This window comes from Alteromonas sp. AWM4_230 (assembly GCF_056158305.1).
Genome location: NZ_JBSWTB010000001.1, coordinates 1,449,339 through 1,463,998 on the forward strand (window position 1 = coordinate 1,449,339; position 14,660 = coordinate 1,463,998).

The 14,660-nt window shown below is 43.7% G+C and carries 12 protein-coding genes; 4 read left to right on the top strand and 8 right to left on the bottom strand.

Translation table 11 applies throughout. From position 1 onward, the window contains the following. Positions 1 to 203 precede the first annotated feature (203 nt). The 4 genes from ACXACS_RS06140 to ACXACS_RS06155 form a co-directional block, all read right to left on the bottom strand. Positions 204 to 1,658: a sensor domain-containing diguanylate cyclase gene (locus ACXACS_RS06140; protein WP_474805169.1), complete on the bottom strand. Its 1,455-nt coding sequence runs from the start codon at positions 1,656 to 1,658 to the stop codon at positions 204 to 206. Positions 1,659 to 1,825: 167 nt separating this feature from the next. Further along, a complete protein-coding gene (locus ACXACS_RS06145; protein ID WP_474805171.1) occupies positions 1,826 to 2,641 on the bottom strand; it encodes a choice-of-anchor H family protein in 816 nt (271 codons plus the stop codon). A gap of 111 nt (positions 2,642 to 2,752) precedes the next feature. After that, on the bottom strand, positions 2,753 to 3,151 hold the full coding sequence (gene rraB, locus ACXACS_RS06150; RefSeq protein WP_474805173.1) for a ribonuclease E inhibitor RraB: 399 nt from the start codon (positions 3,149 to 3,151) through the stop codon (positions 2,753 to 2,755). A gap of 32 nt (positions 3,152 to 3,183) precedes the next feature. Next, positions 3,184 to 3,909, bottom strand: a complete 726-nt coding sequence (locus ACXACS_RS06155) for a 1-acylglycerol-3-phosphate O-acyltransferase (protein ID WP_474805175.1) — start codon at positions 3,907 to 3,909, stop codon at positions 3,184 to 3,186. Positions 3,910 to 4,111: 202 nt separating this feature from the next. Between ACXACS_RS06155 and ACXACS_RS06160 the strand changes: the two genes are divergently transcribed. Then, positions 4,112 to 5,251, top strand: a complete 1,140-nt coding sequence (locus ACXACS_RS06160; RefSeq protein WP_474805177.1) for an HD-GYP domain-containing protein — start codon at positions 4,112 to 4,114, stop codon at positions 5,249 to 5,251. An 86-nt stretch (positions 5,252 to 5,337) separates the two neighbouring features. Here the strand turns inward: ACXACS_RS06160 and glnG are convergent, their stop codons facing one another. From glnG to glnA, 4 genes are all read right to left on the bottom strand, one after another. Beyond that, entirely contained in the window at positions 5,338 to 6,747 is a 1,410-nt protein-coding gene (glnG, locus tag ACXACS_RS06165) for a nitrogen regulation protein NR(I) (RefSeq protein WP_474805179.1), read from the bottom strand. Beyond that, positions 6,737 to 7,822: a nitrogen regulation protein NR(II) gene (gene glnL, locus ACXACS_RS06170; protein WP_474805181.1), complete on the bottom strand. Its 1,086-nt coding sequence runs from the start codon at positions 7,820 to 7,822 to the stop codon at positions 6,737 to 6,739. Before glnL ends, glnG begins: the two co-directional genes overlap by 11 nt. A 130-nt stretch (positions 7,823 to 7,952) precedes the next feature. Further along, a complete protein-coding gene (locus tag ACXACS_RS06175; protein WP_474805183.1) occupies positions 7,953 to 8,525 on the bottom strand; it encodes a DUF4124 domain-containing protein in 573 nt (190 codons plus the stop codon). A 296-nt stretch (positions 8,526 to 8,821) separates the two neighbouring features. Then, complete coding sequence (gene glnA / locus ACXACS_RS06180; RefSeq protein WP_020746516.1) at positions 8,822 to 10,231, bottom strand: glutamate--ammonia ligase; 1,410 nt, start codon at positions 10,229 to 10,231, stop codon at positions 8,822 to 8,824. Between the two features lie 459 nt (positions 10,232 to 10,690). Here glnA and typA point away from each other — a divergent pair, with 459 nt between their 5' ends. The 3 genes from typA to ACXACS_RS06195 all read left to right on the top strand — a co-directional run bounded on the left by typA (position 10,691) and on the right by ACXACS_RS06195 (position 14,660). Beyond that, positions 10,691 to 12,523, top strand: coding sequence for a translational GTPase TypA (gene typA / locus ACXACS_RS06185; protein ID WP_179984410.1), 1,833 nt, complete (start codon positions 10,691 to 10,693; stop codon positions 12,521 to 12,523). Positions 12,524 to 12,839: 316 nt separating this feature from the next. Further along, positions 12,840 to 13,217 (top strand): response regulator, encoded by a 378-nt coding sequence (locus tag ACXACS_RS06190; protein ID WP_474805186.1) that lies wholly within the window; start codon positions 12,840 to 12,842, stop codon positions 13,215 to 13,217. Between the two features lie 267 nt (positions 13,218 to 13,484). After that, positions 13,485 to 14,660 carry a MalY/PatB family protein gene (locus ACXACS_RS06195; RefSeq protein WP_474805188.1) on the top strand — a complete coding sequence of 392 codons (1,176 nt, stop codon included), beginning with the start codon at positions 13,485 to 13,487 and terminating at the stop codon, positions 14,658 to 14,660.

The window sequence follows — 14,660 nt, forward strand, 5'->3', positions numbered from 1 at the left end:
ATAAAGAAGTTCCTTTGATACATTCTGGCACTTATTTCATTTTGTTACCAAAAAAAGTAAGAAGATTGTTGAAAAAGTGGTTGTGGAGGTCGAAGATATTCAACCGTCGAAGGGGGATGGTTTATAAGGATCACTAAGAGGCCTAGTGTTTAACAGCGCGAGCATTTTTAAAGTGAGTGGTATGCGCTTTTTTTTGATGTAGTTTAGAGCGCTTCCCGTGATGTATCGTCCAATGGCTCTGACGCTGAAATTTGTGAAATTTTAGTATCTTCCTGAATGCACTCCACCGTATTTCGGCCATTGTTTTTGGCTTTATAAAGCGCTTTATCAGCATAGGTCAAAAGCTGTTTAGTGCTTTTGTGCTGAAGCTCATGCGTTTGCACTGCCCCAATACTTACCGTGATTTTATGCCCTTTTAAAAGCGGCTGGGTTTCGTGTAATTTGCTTATTTTCTGCCTTAGTCTATCTAGTATTTGGTAGGGGGAAACCTGGCTTAGAAGCACAATGCAAAAAGCAAATTCTTCCCCTCCAATTCTGCCTATTGCGTCTTCGGCGCGAAAAAAACTCTGCATTGTTTGCGCAACGATAGTCAGGACTTCATCGCCAAACCCATGGCCATTGTTGTCGTTTATTGATTTAAAGTGATCAACATCTGCAATGCCTACCAGAACTTCATGGTTGTTGCGCTTAGCAAACATTAAAGATTTAGAGAACGCATCCATAAACGCTCGCCTGTTAGGAATATTGGTTAAGGCGTCAAAATATGCCAGCTTTTCTAATTTCAGGTTTGCATCTCGCAGCTCACTTGTACGTTCGTGAACCAAGTTCTCTAAATCTTGTTTTATTCTTTTTAGCTCTGAATTTCTTTTATCCAGCTGTTCAGACTGAAACTTCATCTCGCTTACATTGCGCTGAACCGCAGCAAAATGCGTAACTTCACCAAAATCGTTTGTTAGAGGGAATATATTCATTTGTACCCAGAACGGTGTACCTGCTTTCGTATAGTTCAGCAGTGTCTCAGTACACGGAATTTGTTCAACAAGGGCTTGGCGAATGCGATCAGTGGAGGCTTTGTCTGTTAGGGGTCCTTGGAAAATCCTGGGTGTTTCGCCAATTAGCTCTTCGAAGTCATACTCAGTATGTTTACAGAGGGCTTCGTTGGCGTAAATTATTTTAGGAGAGAGTGGGGCATTGATGTTTTTCGCTTCTGTCACCAGGATCATGTCTTGTGAATTTTGCACAATATCTTTATAGGAAAAGTCGTTTATTTTCTTGGTGATGTTCGTAAAGTAAACGACCACAAAGGGCGGTGTAATTCCCTTCCCGCTATGTTTCTCTGGGTAGGCATTTACACTAAACCAAGCTGTCGTTTCTGTGGTTTTGTCGATAATGCCTACTATTTGATTATCTACAGGTTTACCCGTCGATAGTACGCGAACTACGGGTAATTCATTGTAGGAAATCCGTCGGTTTTGCCTATCAATGAACTCCCACGTCTCAGCATCCATACTTTTGTTTTTAAGCGCCTCAAGACTTAATTTAAGCATCAACAACGCAGCAGGGTTGGCGTACTCCACAGCGCCAGTCGCGTTGTGAATGACCACACCAATTTGCGTGTTTTCTAATAGATTGAACAAGTTAACATTGTTGAAGCTCATTGCACTACACCACTTGAAAGCGTCAGTATGTACTGTTTTTCCTTGTACATTGGCGAATCAACGTTAATTAGAAAGAAGAGTTAACCTATATATTAGACTTTAGTTTAAAAAATAGCCAAAAGCTGTGATTAAAACAGCTTTTGGCAAAGATAAATTTAGAAGGAATATTAATGGCGAGCGGATTTGCTCAAGCGTCTCGTAAGTACAATGCCTCCTAGTAGGAACAATGGAAGTAGCGACCAAGCACCGCCGTGCTCTTCTACTATTACTACCGTATCCTCTACGATGTACTCGTTGTTTTCGCTTTCAAGAGGAAGATAGGCAAGTGCGTTGTCATCATAAGCATCGGTAAATGCCACTAGCTCTTCAGTGTCGGCATCGTAAAGTTCTAGCAGTATGTCGTATTCACCAGGAGGGAAACCAGATACTAATGAACTTTCGATAGTAAATGTATCGGTTGAATCTTCTGAATAAATATAAAACTCAGACGACACGTGAATGGCATCGTAAATACCGTCTTTACCTAAATACAATACAGCGTATACCGGTGCTCGAGTAAAGATAGTGTCGGCATCAAATTCAATCGAAAACGTGGAGTGATAGCCATCGTAATCGATATCTTGTTCTAGCGTTACCCAACTTTCATAAATCCAAAATTCATTAACGCTGCTAACTACAATATCGCTTGATGACTTGGTTAAACCTAGGTGTTGTTGATGCTTATTCGTTTGGGCGTGTGTAGTGTGTTGTGCGTTGATCTTATCGGTAGACTGCTCGACAACACTATCATTGACCAATTCACTCGTGGTTTTTGGCTGTAGTGATTCAGCGGCGGCAAAGGGTTTGTCGTAGCGGAATTCAGTTGAGTTAACCTGTTTTTCTTCTGAACTATTATCAGTATTTGCATGCACAGGTGACAAAAACGCAAGCTGTAATGTGACGATAGCAGAATATGCTGTAAGTGCTGATACTAAGTTTTTCATCTGTCCATCCTTTTCCAATCGATAATGACAGGGTCATTGTTGAATAAAAAAGATGAACAAAAGCTGAAGAGTAACTTAATACCCCTTCAGCTTTATCGGGGAATTTAAGAATTAGTCGTCGAAGTGATAGTCTTCTTCTTCGTACTCGCCTTCTTCACGCGGTTCAAAATAGGTGCCCCATCCATCGTAGGTTACATCGTGTTTGTCGGCAATTTTTAACAGTGCGTCTGAATCAGCATTAAGCTTTTCAATATCTAGCTTTCTTTCTACCACGGCGTCGAAGCAAAAAATGGTTTCGCCGTCATCAAGAATTAGCTCTTCGGCGTCAGTCACCTCAAAGCCCGCTTTAAAGGCATCTACAGCGGCTTTTTCTAATACGTCGAAGTCGGTACTGGCGAAATGGTGCTCAATGGTATAGTCGGCATCTGCTTGACTGCCATCTTCTAGAAGGGCATCAATAGTTTCTTGGTTAAACTCGTACCACTCTTCTCTTTCATCGAACTGGGTCATAATAAACACTCGTTAGCAATTTAGGCGCAAGTTTACCTGCTTTTTTCCAGTTCATCGACCTGTGTATTAAGCACATCAAACTTTTGTTTCATTTCATCATTGAATTGCACCATCCACTCTTTAATTGTATGTTCTTCGGTCAGTGGTTGAGGCGCTGCAATATCAATCAGCACAATTCCATTGTTCCAGCGGTTCCATTTAACCTTCTTATGCAGGTTGCTCGCTGTAACCATAACAACAGGTTCATTCGTGGTTTTGGCTAAACGAAAAGCCCCTTGTTTAAACGGCAAAATGCCTCTGCCGTAACTTCGGGTACCTTCAGGGAATAGCCACACAGACGTTTTCTTTTTAGCTATGCGGTTAGCGGCAATATCTAAGGTGTTTCGCGCTTTTCCTGAATTTTTTCTATCGATCATGATATTCCCCGACAGCCAATAAATTTGGCCGAAAATAGGGATCCATTTCAAACTCTTTTTACCGATGGTAACTACGCCGGGAAGTGCTGCCTTACAAATTGTAATAACGTCAAAGCTGTTTTGGTGATTAGCGATGAAAACATAGGGCTCGTTCGTTTTTACAGCGGGGTCTCTTTTTATAATAATTTTGAGGCCCACTATTTTAGCCATAAGCGAATACAAACTACCGGCAGCATGCACGTTGTCTTTGTGAAAAGGGCGCACAATACAAATGATCAGCAAAATAATGTTGATTAATAAAAAGGCGATAAATAGTGCCGGTATGCGAAATAAAGCGATCAAAACAACTCCTAGATACAATTGACGCGCGCAGTATAGATGAAGTTTCAGCGTACACTTGTCCGATGAGTTTTTACAGCGTTTAGATCTAATTTGGTCATTACTTGTGAAAGCTCTTTTTTATCGCCTTTAGTATGAGGAAATTTTGCCGATACCGAATTACAATAATAGAAAGCTTAATAGAACCTAACTCGGTATTCATTACATGCAGACATTTACTCCAGACGACCTAGAAGAAGATATTCTTGCTGACCTTATGGAGGAAATTAACGAACTCTATGAATCAAGTGAGCAAACTTTGATTGAATTAGAGCTTCGGCCGGAAGATAACGAGTTGCAACGAGCCCTGTTTCGTTCAATCCACACTATTAAGGGCGATTTAGGCTTAGTTAATTTCTCTCCGATGATCCCCCTTTTACAGCATGTTGAAGATTTGCTCGATTACTTACGCAAAGGGCAGGTGGCATATACCAGCACTATGAGTGATTTGGTACTTCTTACCATGGACAGGGTAAAAGCCTTTGTCGAAGCTGTAATGGCTGACGGTAAGGCCGAGTATGATGACAATCTTCACAACCAGCTAGTGCTGGCTATCAGTCGTGTTACGCCAGAGAATTCTGCTGAGCATGAAAAGCGTCTTACCGAAGCGGTGTTGTTACTTAATCCTGCGTTAGACATTGTCGCTGACGGCGACGACCCCGAAAACGTGCAAATAAAGCCGCCCACATTAGCTGCGACAGGTATACCTAAAGACATTAGCAGTGAGAAGAAACAAGACATTTTGTTTTTCCGCGATCTTATGCAAACCATTGAGCGGCGTTCTAACTATTGGGTTGGAAGAGGTGATCGCATTGCTAAATTGGCCATGTACATTAACGATGTTGCTGAAAATCCAATTGACGAAGACCAGCTGGCGGTAGCCAGTTACGTTCATGATTTTGGCATGGCGTTTATGCCTTTAAAGCTGCTGCATAAAGGCGATGAATTGACTGATATCGAGTTTAATCTGATGCGATCTCATGTTTACAAAAGCGCCCGTTTGTTAGAGCACCTAGATCAATGGGACATGGCACGTAAAATAGTGATGCAACACCATGAGCGCACGGATGGGACCGGTTATCCGCTAGGCATAAAAGAAGACGATATCTGTGAAGGCGCGAAGCTACTTGCCATTGTCGATACCTACGATGCAATGACGCACCCCAGAGCGCACAATGAAGATAATGTGCTTTCCAAAAAAGAAGCGGTGATCGAGATAAATCGCAGTGCCAAAGGACAGTTCAGTATGAAGTGGGTGAGGCTGTTTAATCAGGCTATGACAGCGCTATTGACTAAAGGGCAGTAAACACCGCCCTAATCTTGCTACGTGATGTTGGCTGAGAGCCTAATTCAGCTAAAGGCTTCTCAGCTACTTCAAGAAGCGAAGCAGGTTTAATTTACCCCTAATTCCTTTAGTTTACGGGTAAGGGTATTTCGCCCCCAACCTAAACGCTTAGCCGCATCTTGCTTGTGACCGTGAGTGTGCTGGAGTGCTCGCTCAAGCATAACGCGTTCGAAAGTAAGCATAGCGTCGTTAAGAATATTATGGTGACCATCGCGTAGTTGTTTGTCGGTCCAACTCGCAAGCAATTCTGGCCAATCACCCGATTCGGCACTAGGTTTTTCGATACTGCTATCGCTGTGAATTTCTGGCGGCAGATCGCTCGGTAAGACTTCTTGTCCACTCGCCATCACCGTTAACCAGCGGCACACGTTTTCTAACTGCCGTACGTTACCCGGCCACGGTAACTGAGACATAACGCGCTCAGCTTCTTTTGAAATGCTTTTCGCCTCCACATCAAGTTCTTTGGCTGCTCGGCGAAGGAAGTGACGCGTTAACAAAGGAATATCTTCTCGGCGCTCGTTCAGCGATGGAAGGTGCACACGAATAACGTTCAGGCGGTGAAATAAATCTTCCCTGAATTTTCCTTCAGCGACACGCTGCTCTAGGTTTTGGTGGGTTGCTGCAATAATGCGTACATCAACGCTTACCGACTGATGGCCACCTACGCGATAAAACTGACCATCCGCGAGTACTCGCAAAAGGCGTGTTTGCACATCTAACGGCATATCGCCTATTTCATCTAAGAAAAGTGTACCGCCGTCAGCTTGCTCAAAACGCCCTTGGCGTGCCGCTTGTGCACCGGTAAAGGCGCCTTTTTCATGACCAAACAGTTCGGATTCTACAAGATCTGCAGGTATGGCCGCCATATTAAGCGCAATAAAAGGCTTACTCGATCTAGGGCTGTGTCGGTGAAGTGCGTGCGCTACCAATTCTTTACCCGTACCTGATTGGCCGTTGATAAGCACGCTTATCGAAGAACGTGAAAGTCGACCTATAGCACGGAAAACTTCCTGCATAGCAGGTGCTTCACCAATTATTTCGGTTACAACGTCTTCAACTTGTGATTTGGATACCGTCGACTGCTCTCTTGCATGAGCAAGGGCGCGCTGGGTTAAGGTTACCGCTTCGTCAATATCAAAAGGTTTTGGCAAGTATTCAAATGCCCCTTTTTGATAAGCGTTTACCGCACTGTCTAAATCCGAATGCGCCGTCATAATGATAACGGGAAGCAACGGATGGGAAGCGTGCACTTCGTTCAGTAATGTCATGCCGTCCATTTGTGGCATTCTTATGTCTGAAATGATGACTTCGGGGGCTTGGCCGCTTTGAAGTTGAAGCAATAAATCTTCAGGGTTTTCAAAACTCAAGCAGCTGATGTCAGCGGCTTGTAAGGCCTTTTGCAGCACCCAACGAATAGAACTGTCATCATCGACAATCCACACAGACTCATTCGTCATCGTCTGTCTCCTTACGATCTATTGGTAGGTAAATTACGAACTCAGTGTGACCAGGGTAGCTGTCTACATCTATTTTGCCGCCGTGGTGGTTAATAAGGGTTTGTGAAATAGACAAACCCAGCCCAGAGCCATTTTGTTTACTTGTGACCATGGGATAGAAAAGTGTGTCTTTAATTTCAGCGGGAATACCCGGGCCGTTATCTATAATTTTTATTTTTGCTACCAGCGCATGACGTTTCGTTTGAATCGTCATCTGGCGCTCTATTCGCGTAACTAGCCTAATCTCTGGGTTAGGGGTTTGGCTCTCGGTTAAAGCCTGAATACTATTCCTGACTATATTGAGCACCGCCTGCTGAATCATGTCTGGGTCTAGTAAAAGTGGTGGTATGCTAGGGTCATAGTCGCGAACTATGGTTATAGGGTTGTCTGAATCAAAACGCATAAGACTACGTATTTTTTCAAGTGCTTGATGCACATTGCTTTCTTCGAATCTAGGCAGTGAATTCGGTCCTAGCAAACGGTCTACCAGGTTGCGCAGACGGTCAGACTGCTCAATGATCATACGGGTGAATTCTTTATGTTCTTCCGACAGCTCCTTTTCTAAAAGCTGCGCCGCGCCGCGAATGCCACCTAGTGGATTTTTTATCTCATGCGCTAAACCACGTACTAGCTCTCGAGCCGCATAATGCTGTGCGTTTTGTAAGTTTTCGCGAGAAATTCGTTTTTGTTGATCAATCTTTTTGACTTCGAACAGCAGTCGAGGGCCATCGTCAAAGTGTAAGTTGGTAACGGTCAAATCCGCAGAAACATAGCGGTTGTCTCTGAACGCTAGTTTAATTTCGTTCTCGGTAAAGTCTTCACCTTTTCTAATGGCCGCTTTTAGTCGGGTAGTCTCTATTGTTCCCGGTAAGAAAAAGTCTTGAAGCGGGTGCCCGATAAGTTGCTTCAAGCCTGTTTCGAACAAAGCTTCACCCGCGTGGTTAGCGTAAACAATGGTAAGTTTGTTATCTACCATTACCAACGCTGTGTTTAGGCTATTTATAAGCTGTTGTGTTTCTAACTCGGTGGAATGCATCCGAGCTCGTCTCCTTTGCACCATAATTGTGCATTGTAGCTTGCAATGATGCGATGCGCGAGTAAGAGGCTAAGCAAACATAGTCTACTGAACCTCGGTGGTGCGCTTACAGAACAATGATTGCACGCTATTAGTTATTAATTAACGCCGATGCCTGATGTAGGTAAAGGGTTTGTTCTGGAGACGATGCAAGAGTCTTGCCCGTATTGTTCGTTAGCTCAACTTTGTAGGTATGTGCTCCACGATGGATACCTGAAAGTTTAAATACGCCTGAACTATTGCTTGCAAATGGGGCGTTATCGAAAATTAAGCGATAGATAGGCGCTTTGGGTGCACCAGTTTGTGCCGCAGAAATAATTAACTCACCTAGATTATTTCTAATAGTTGCTTCTGGTGCAGGAGATTTGATAACTACGCGATAATTTGGTTTAGGGGAATCAGGCTTAAGCGGCGGTGGGGGGGCAACTTTGGCTGCTGTAACTACGTTTTGCGTTTTATCATCGAATGCCAACGGCTCAGCATTTTTTTGCGGCTTATCGGTGAAAGTAATAGAGCCGTCTTTTCCTACCACCTTATAGATTGTTGTAGTCGATGGGGATGTCGTAGTCGATGCATCGGGAGCTCGTTCTGCCTCGTTCGTCAGTGGTTCTTGCTGCGCATTGTCTTGCTCTAAACCAAGCGTAGCGGCTTGCAAAGGTAACACTCCATTACTGCAACACAATAATAGGGAAGTTAAGCAGATATATCGCATCATGTTTTGCACGTGTTGTTACCTAATCATTGTATTTGAAAACTGCCAGCTTACTACTTTTATCATAAGAGGCCTGTGGCTAAATCTTTTCAGCATTGCCTATATGAGATTAGCCCCTAGGTCATTGTCCTAAGTGAGCAAACGTAGAAGATGCTTTTAGCGCAGACACAAATATATAGTAGTTAATTAGCACCCATAAAAAAAGCCCGCAGAGCGGGCTTTAGTATATATCGCTATACAGTGTGTTATTACACGCTGTAGTACATGTCGAACTCAACTGGGTGAGTTGTCATGTTAAGTTTAGTTACTTCTTCTGACTTAAGGTCGATGTATGCATCGATCATGTCGTCAGTCATTACGCCACCGGCTTTAAGGAAGTCACGGTCGTTATCAAGTGCTTCAAGTGCCATTTCAAGCGAGCTTGCAACAGTTGGAATTTCAGCCGCTTCTTCTGCAGGTAGATCGTACAAGTCTTTATCCATAGCATCGCCAGGGTGGATCTTGTTTTTGATACCGTCAAGGCCAGCCATTAGCATCGCAGAGAATGCAAGGTAAGGGTTAGCTGTTGGGTCAGGGAAACGTACTTCAATACGACGCGCTTTATCGCTAGTTACGTGAGGAATACGAATTGATGCAGAACGGTTACGTGCAGAGTATGCAAGCATTACCGGCGCTTCGAAGCCAGGAACTAGACGCTTGTAAGAGTTAGTAGAAGCGTTAGCGAAGGCATTGATTGCACGCGCGTGCTTAATGATACCGCCGATGTAGTAAAGTGCTTCTTCAGAAAGACCTGCGTATTTGTCACCTGCGAAGATGTTAACGCCGTCTTTAGAGATAGACTGGTGACAATGCATACCAGAACCGTTATCGCCAACAAGTGGCTTAGGCATAAAGGTAGCAGTTTGGCCGTATGCGTGTGCAACGTTGTGTACCACATACTTGTAAACTTGAATTTCGTCAGCTTTCTTAACTAGCGTGTTGAATTCACAAGCGATCTCGTTTTGACCCGCTGTCGCTACTTCGTGGTGGTGAGCTTCAATAACAAGGCCCATTTCTTCCATAACCATACACATAGCAGCACGAATGTCGTGAGCAGAATCTACCGGAGGTACTGGGAAGTAGCCGCCTTTAACGCCAGGGCGGTGAGCCATGTTGCCGCCTTCGAATTCTTCACCTGAGTTCCACTTTGCTTCTGAAGAGTCAATCTTGTAGAACGAGCCTGCCATATCTGTGTGGAAACGCACGTCGTCGAAAAGGAAGAACTCTGGCTCTGGGCCGAAGAAGCATGTGTCGCCGATACCTGTAGATTTCAAGTACTCTTCTGCGCGACGTGCAACAGAACGTGGGTCACGCTCGTAACCTTCCATTGTTGAAGGCTCAACAATGTCACAACGGATGTTTACTTGTGTTTCTTCTGCGAAAGGGTCTACTACGCAGCTGTCTGCGTCTGGAAGAAGAACCATATCTGATTCGTTGATGCCTTTCCAACCAGCAATTGAAGAACCGTCGAACATTTTACCTTCTTCGAAGAATTCTTCATCAACAACACTTGCAGGAATTGATACGTGTTGTTCTTTACCTTTGGTGTCGGTAAAACGTAAATCTACAAACTTCGCTTCACTTTCTTTAATCAGTTCTAATGCCTTATCTACTGACATCGTGTCCTCCAGGTTTAATGTAAAAATGCGGAATGATCAGCTTCACTCCAACAGTGGCAAAAGTGAAAGCGATTATCATGCCATTTACAAGCATGCCGGTTTTTGTGGCATGGACAGGCATCTATCACTTCCATTTGAATAGCAATGCACCAGAAGGGTGCATCAATGCTTCATAGTGGTGCTTAATTGTTACTTTTATGTCATCTAGCCTAGATCACTTTGTATCACACCACCACTGTATATGTTCAATTCGGTGCAAATAATATTGTCTATTTTTTAAACTGAAGAGTTAATTCTAATAAAAGTGACTTCTTATCAAAAAAAGGTGCGCAAACGTCGTGGTTTTTCTGTACAATCCGCGCAAATTTCTCTATCTGCATTTTTTTGCAACAAATCTAATGCAGACTTATTCGATTCCCGAATTAAGTTGGCATCGATTTACACAGGCTCTATATAAGCATGAATACCACTGATATTAGTAAATTGCGTAACATCGCAATCATCGCCCACGTTGACCACGGTAAAACCACCCTGGTAGACAAACTGTTACAGCAGTCTGGCACCCTTGAATCTCGAGGCGAGCAAGAAGAGCGCGTAATGGACTCGAACGACATCGAGAAAGAACGTGGCATTACCATCCTAGCTAAGAACACAGCGATTAACTGGAACGACTACCGTATCAATATCGTAGATACTCCAGGACACGCTGACTTCGGTGGTGAAGTAGAACGTGTAATGTCAATGGCCGACTCTGTACTTCTACTTGTAGATGCACAAGAAGGCCCAATGCCACAAACGCGTTTCGTTACGCAAAAGGCATTTGCTCAAGGTCTTAAGCCAATTGTTGTTATTAATAAAATCGACAAGCCTGGCGCACGCCCTGATTGGGTAATGGATCAAGTATTCGACCTTTTCGATAACTTAGGCGCAACTGATGAGCAGCTTGACTTCCAAGTTGTTTACGCTTCTGCACTAAATGGCTGGGCATCACACGATGCAGACGAGCCTCAAGAAGACATGAATGCACTATTTGAAACTATCGTTGAGCAAGTTTCTGCACCTGATGCAGACGTAGACGGTCCTTTCCAAATGCAGATTTCTCAGCTTGATTACAACTCATACGTAGGTGTAATCGGTGTAGGTCGTGTTAAGCGCGGTTCAGTTAAGCCAAACCAACAAGTAACGGTTGTTACTGCTGATGGCGAAAAACGCAACGGTAAAGTTGGCTTAGTTTACGGCTATCTTGGTCTTGCACGTCATGAAGTTGAATCAGCGCATGCTGGCGACATCATTGCTATTACAGGTCTTGGCGAACTTAAGATTTCTGACACAATCTGTGACCAAAACACAGTTGAAGCGCTTCCTCCGCTTACGGTTGATGAGCCTACTGTAACTATGACTTTCCAGGTAAACACGTCTCCGTTTGCGGGTAAAGAAGGTAAGTATGTAACGTCACGTAATATCCTAGAGCGTCTTAACGACGAATTAGTACACAACGTTGCGCTTCGCGTTGAAGAAACTCAAGACCCTGATAAGTTCCGCGTATCAGGTCGTGGTGAACTTCACCTAGGTATTCTTATTGAAAACATGCGTCGTGAAGGTTACGAGCTTGCTGTATCTCGTCCAGAAGTAATTCTTAAAGAAGTTGATGGCGAAACACAAGAACCTTACGAAACACTAACGATTGACTGTGAAGAAGAGCACCAAGGCTCAATCATGGAACAGCTTGGTCTTCGTAAAGCTGAAATGACCGATATGTCTCCAGATGGCAAAGGTCGTGTACGTATCGACTTCATTATTCCAAGCCGTGGCCTAATTGGTTTCCAAACAGACTTTATGACAATGACATCTGGTTCTGGTTTGCTTTACCACACGTTCGATCACTACGGTCCGTACAAGGGCGGTATTATCGGTAAGCGTAAAAACGGTGTACTTATCGCAAACGCAAACGGTAAAGCATTAACTAACGCCCTGTTTAACTTGCAAGAGCGTGGTCGCCTATTTATCGGTCACGGTGTTGAAGTGTACGAAGGTATGGTTATTGGTATTCACAGCCGTGACAATGACCTAACTGTAAACGCACTTAAAGGTAAGCAGCTTACAAACGTTCGTGCCTCTGGTACTGACGAAGCGCAAACCCTAGTTCCACCAATCAAGATGTCACTTGAGCAAGCGCTTGAGTTTATTGATGACGACGAACTAGTAGAAGTAACACCTGAATCTATCCGTATTCGTAAGAAGCTTCTTACAGAAAACGAACGTAAGCGTGCATCTCGCGCACCTAAGTCTTAATACTCTTTAAGACTTTAACAATCTTAAAAATGCCAGCTTATGCTGGCATTTTTTATTTAGCGTTTAAACTTTGTTAATCTAGTATTTGCCGCTGGTCTTTCCTATTTTTGAACGGTTGAAGGTTTTCTTTTCGAAATCACCAACTCAGTTAATTCACTGTAATGGTGAACATCGAAAAGCGTAAATATCGACCAAAGGTTAGTGGTCAAACATGCTTAGAGCTTCTATGCTTATTCAAGTACATGTTTACGCATTAACTCGTAAGCTAAGTCGTTGTAATATCGACGGATAATGACCTAACAAAAGGGGAAGGGTAGTGTTTTCTGTAGCCGTTGTTGAAGATGATCCTATTACGCTAGACCTCATTACTGATGCGTTAGAGACGCAGTTAGACGCTACTGTTTTTCCATTTACGCGTAGTAAATTTGCAAGAGATTTCTTGCTGCAACAAACTTCCGACACTATAAGCTTAATCATAAGCGACCAAGTAATGCCGGATTATGACGGGCTTAGCCTTTTAAAAACTTGTCAATCGTCTGGTTTGGACGTCCCTTTTTTGCTTATTACTGCCGACCCTAACAAAGAGCTCGTTATTGAAGCGCGTAAGCTCCAAGTATCAGGCTTTTTAGCTAAACCCCTGAATATGGAAGAACTGGTTCAAAAGTCGAAAGAAGCAGTTACACAAGCAAGTTAGCCTTAAAGCTTGTCTTACATGTTACGGTTTTATTGACGCCGTCAATTTATAATGGACACCTAATAACGAAAGTAAGCAGGCTTTCACCGTAACTTGGTATAAAATGGAAAAGTCCACTTTGCCATTGCTTGTTTAACGCCTTAACTTTACCTCTATAAAAGTACATTTCGATATAGCAAATCTGAGTTAATTCATCTTAAGCCACTAGTTTATGAGGCGCTAAAATTCTACACTGGTGTCATAAGTTTTTGAGCAACAGGATGTAATGTGAGCGCCTTATTCGATAATACCCCTTCTAGAAAAGATACGTTTTCGTTCAAATGGCAAAAGTACAAAGGAAAAGACATCATTCCTGCTTGGGTGGCTGATACCGAGTTTCGTTGTGCTCAGCCAATCTTAGATGCCATCTCTGGTCAAGTTGAACATGGCAATATGGGGTATATACTGCCTGCCCATCACGCTGGTGCTATTCAGGCTGTAGTACGATGGCTTAAAGATAAGCATAATTGGGAAATCCAGCCCGAGTGGCTAGTGTGGACACCAGGAGTTGTACCTGCGTTCAACGTAGCGTGCAAAGCGTATTGTGACCCCGGCGATAAAGTGCTTATTCAAACGCCTAATTACCCGCCACTGCTGGCGGCGCCAAAGCTAAACGGCCTAGAGCGAGTAGATATAGGTACGGTCGTAGAAAGCGCGAACGGTGAACGTTTAGATAGTATCAGTGAAGTCGATGGAGCGCGCTATACACTGGACTTTGACGCGTTAGAAAAAGAAGCTGCGGATCCTAAGTGCAAGCTGTTTATTCTTTGTAACCCAATGAACCCTGTAGGTTCGGTACTTTCAAAAGCGGAGCTGGACCGCATTGCCGAAATCTGTAATGCGAACAATGTTAAGCTTTGCTCTGATGAAATACACTGTGACCTTATTTTAGAAGACGGGAAGCAGCATATCCCAGCAGGCCGCGAGGCTAATCTTGCTGAAAATAGCGTAACGCTTATGGCTGCCAGTAAAACATTCAATATTGCGGGGTTAGGTACGTCTTTTGCCATTATTCCTAATCGCCAACTGCGTCAGGCATTTACTAATGCCGCAGCAGGCATAGTGCCGTGGGTAACCGTATTAGGCTTAGCGGCAACAGAAGCTGCATTTACTCAGTGTGACGATTGGCATCAGCAGCAGCTTAGCTACTTACGTGAAAACAGAGACATGGTGTTTAACACCATCAACAGTATTGACGGGCTTAAAATGCTAAAAGCCGATGCGACGTTTCTTGCGTGGGTAGACGCCAGCGGGCTTGGCGTAGAAAACGTACAGGAATGGGCGGAAGAGAAGGGCGTTGGCCCATCTCCGGGTATTGATTTCCACAAAGCGGATCATTTCAGAATCAATTTTGGCTGTAGCAAATCCATGCTTCAAGACATACTCCAACGCCTCGCCAGCTAA

What these genes read in the sequence shown, in the direction of transcription:
- typA (WP_179984410.1), top strand. Translation starts at nt 10,691, where the DNA reads ATGAATACCACTGATATTAGTAAATTGCGTAACATCGCAATCATCGCC.
- ACXACS_RS06145 (WP_474805171.1), bottom strand. Translation starts at nt 2,641, where the DNA reads ATGAAAAACTTAGTATCAGCACTTACAGCATATTCTGCTATCGTCACA.
- ACXACS_RS06140 (WP_474805169.1), bottom strand. Translation starts at nt 1,658, where the DNA reads ATGAGCTTCAACAATGTTAACTTGTTCAATCTATTAGAAAACACGCAA.
- glnL (WP_474805181.1), bottom strand. Translation starts at nt 7,822, where the DNA reads ATGCATTCCACCGAGTTAGAAACACAACAGCTTATAAATAGCCTAAAC.
- rraB (WP_474805173.1), bottom strand. Translation starts at nt 3,151, where the DNA reads ATGACCCAGTTCGATGAAAGAGAAGAGTGGTACGAGTTTAACCAAGAA.
- glnA (WP_020746516.1), bottom strand. Translation starts at nt 10,231, where the DNA reads ATGTCAGTAGATAAGGCATTAGAACTGATTAAAGAAAGTGAAGCGAAG.
- ACXACS_RS06160 (WP_474805177.1), top strand. Translation starts at nt 4,112, where the DNA reads ATGCAGACATTTACTCCAGACGACCTAGAAGAAGATATTCTTGCTGAC.
- glnG (WP_474805179.1), bottom strand. Translation starts at nt 6,747, where the DNA reads ATGACGAATGAGTCTGTGTGGATTGTCGATGATGACAGTTCTATTCGT.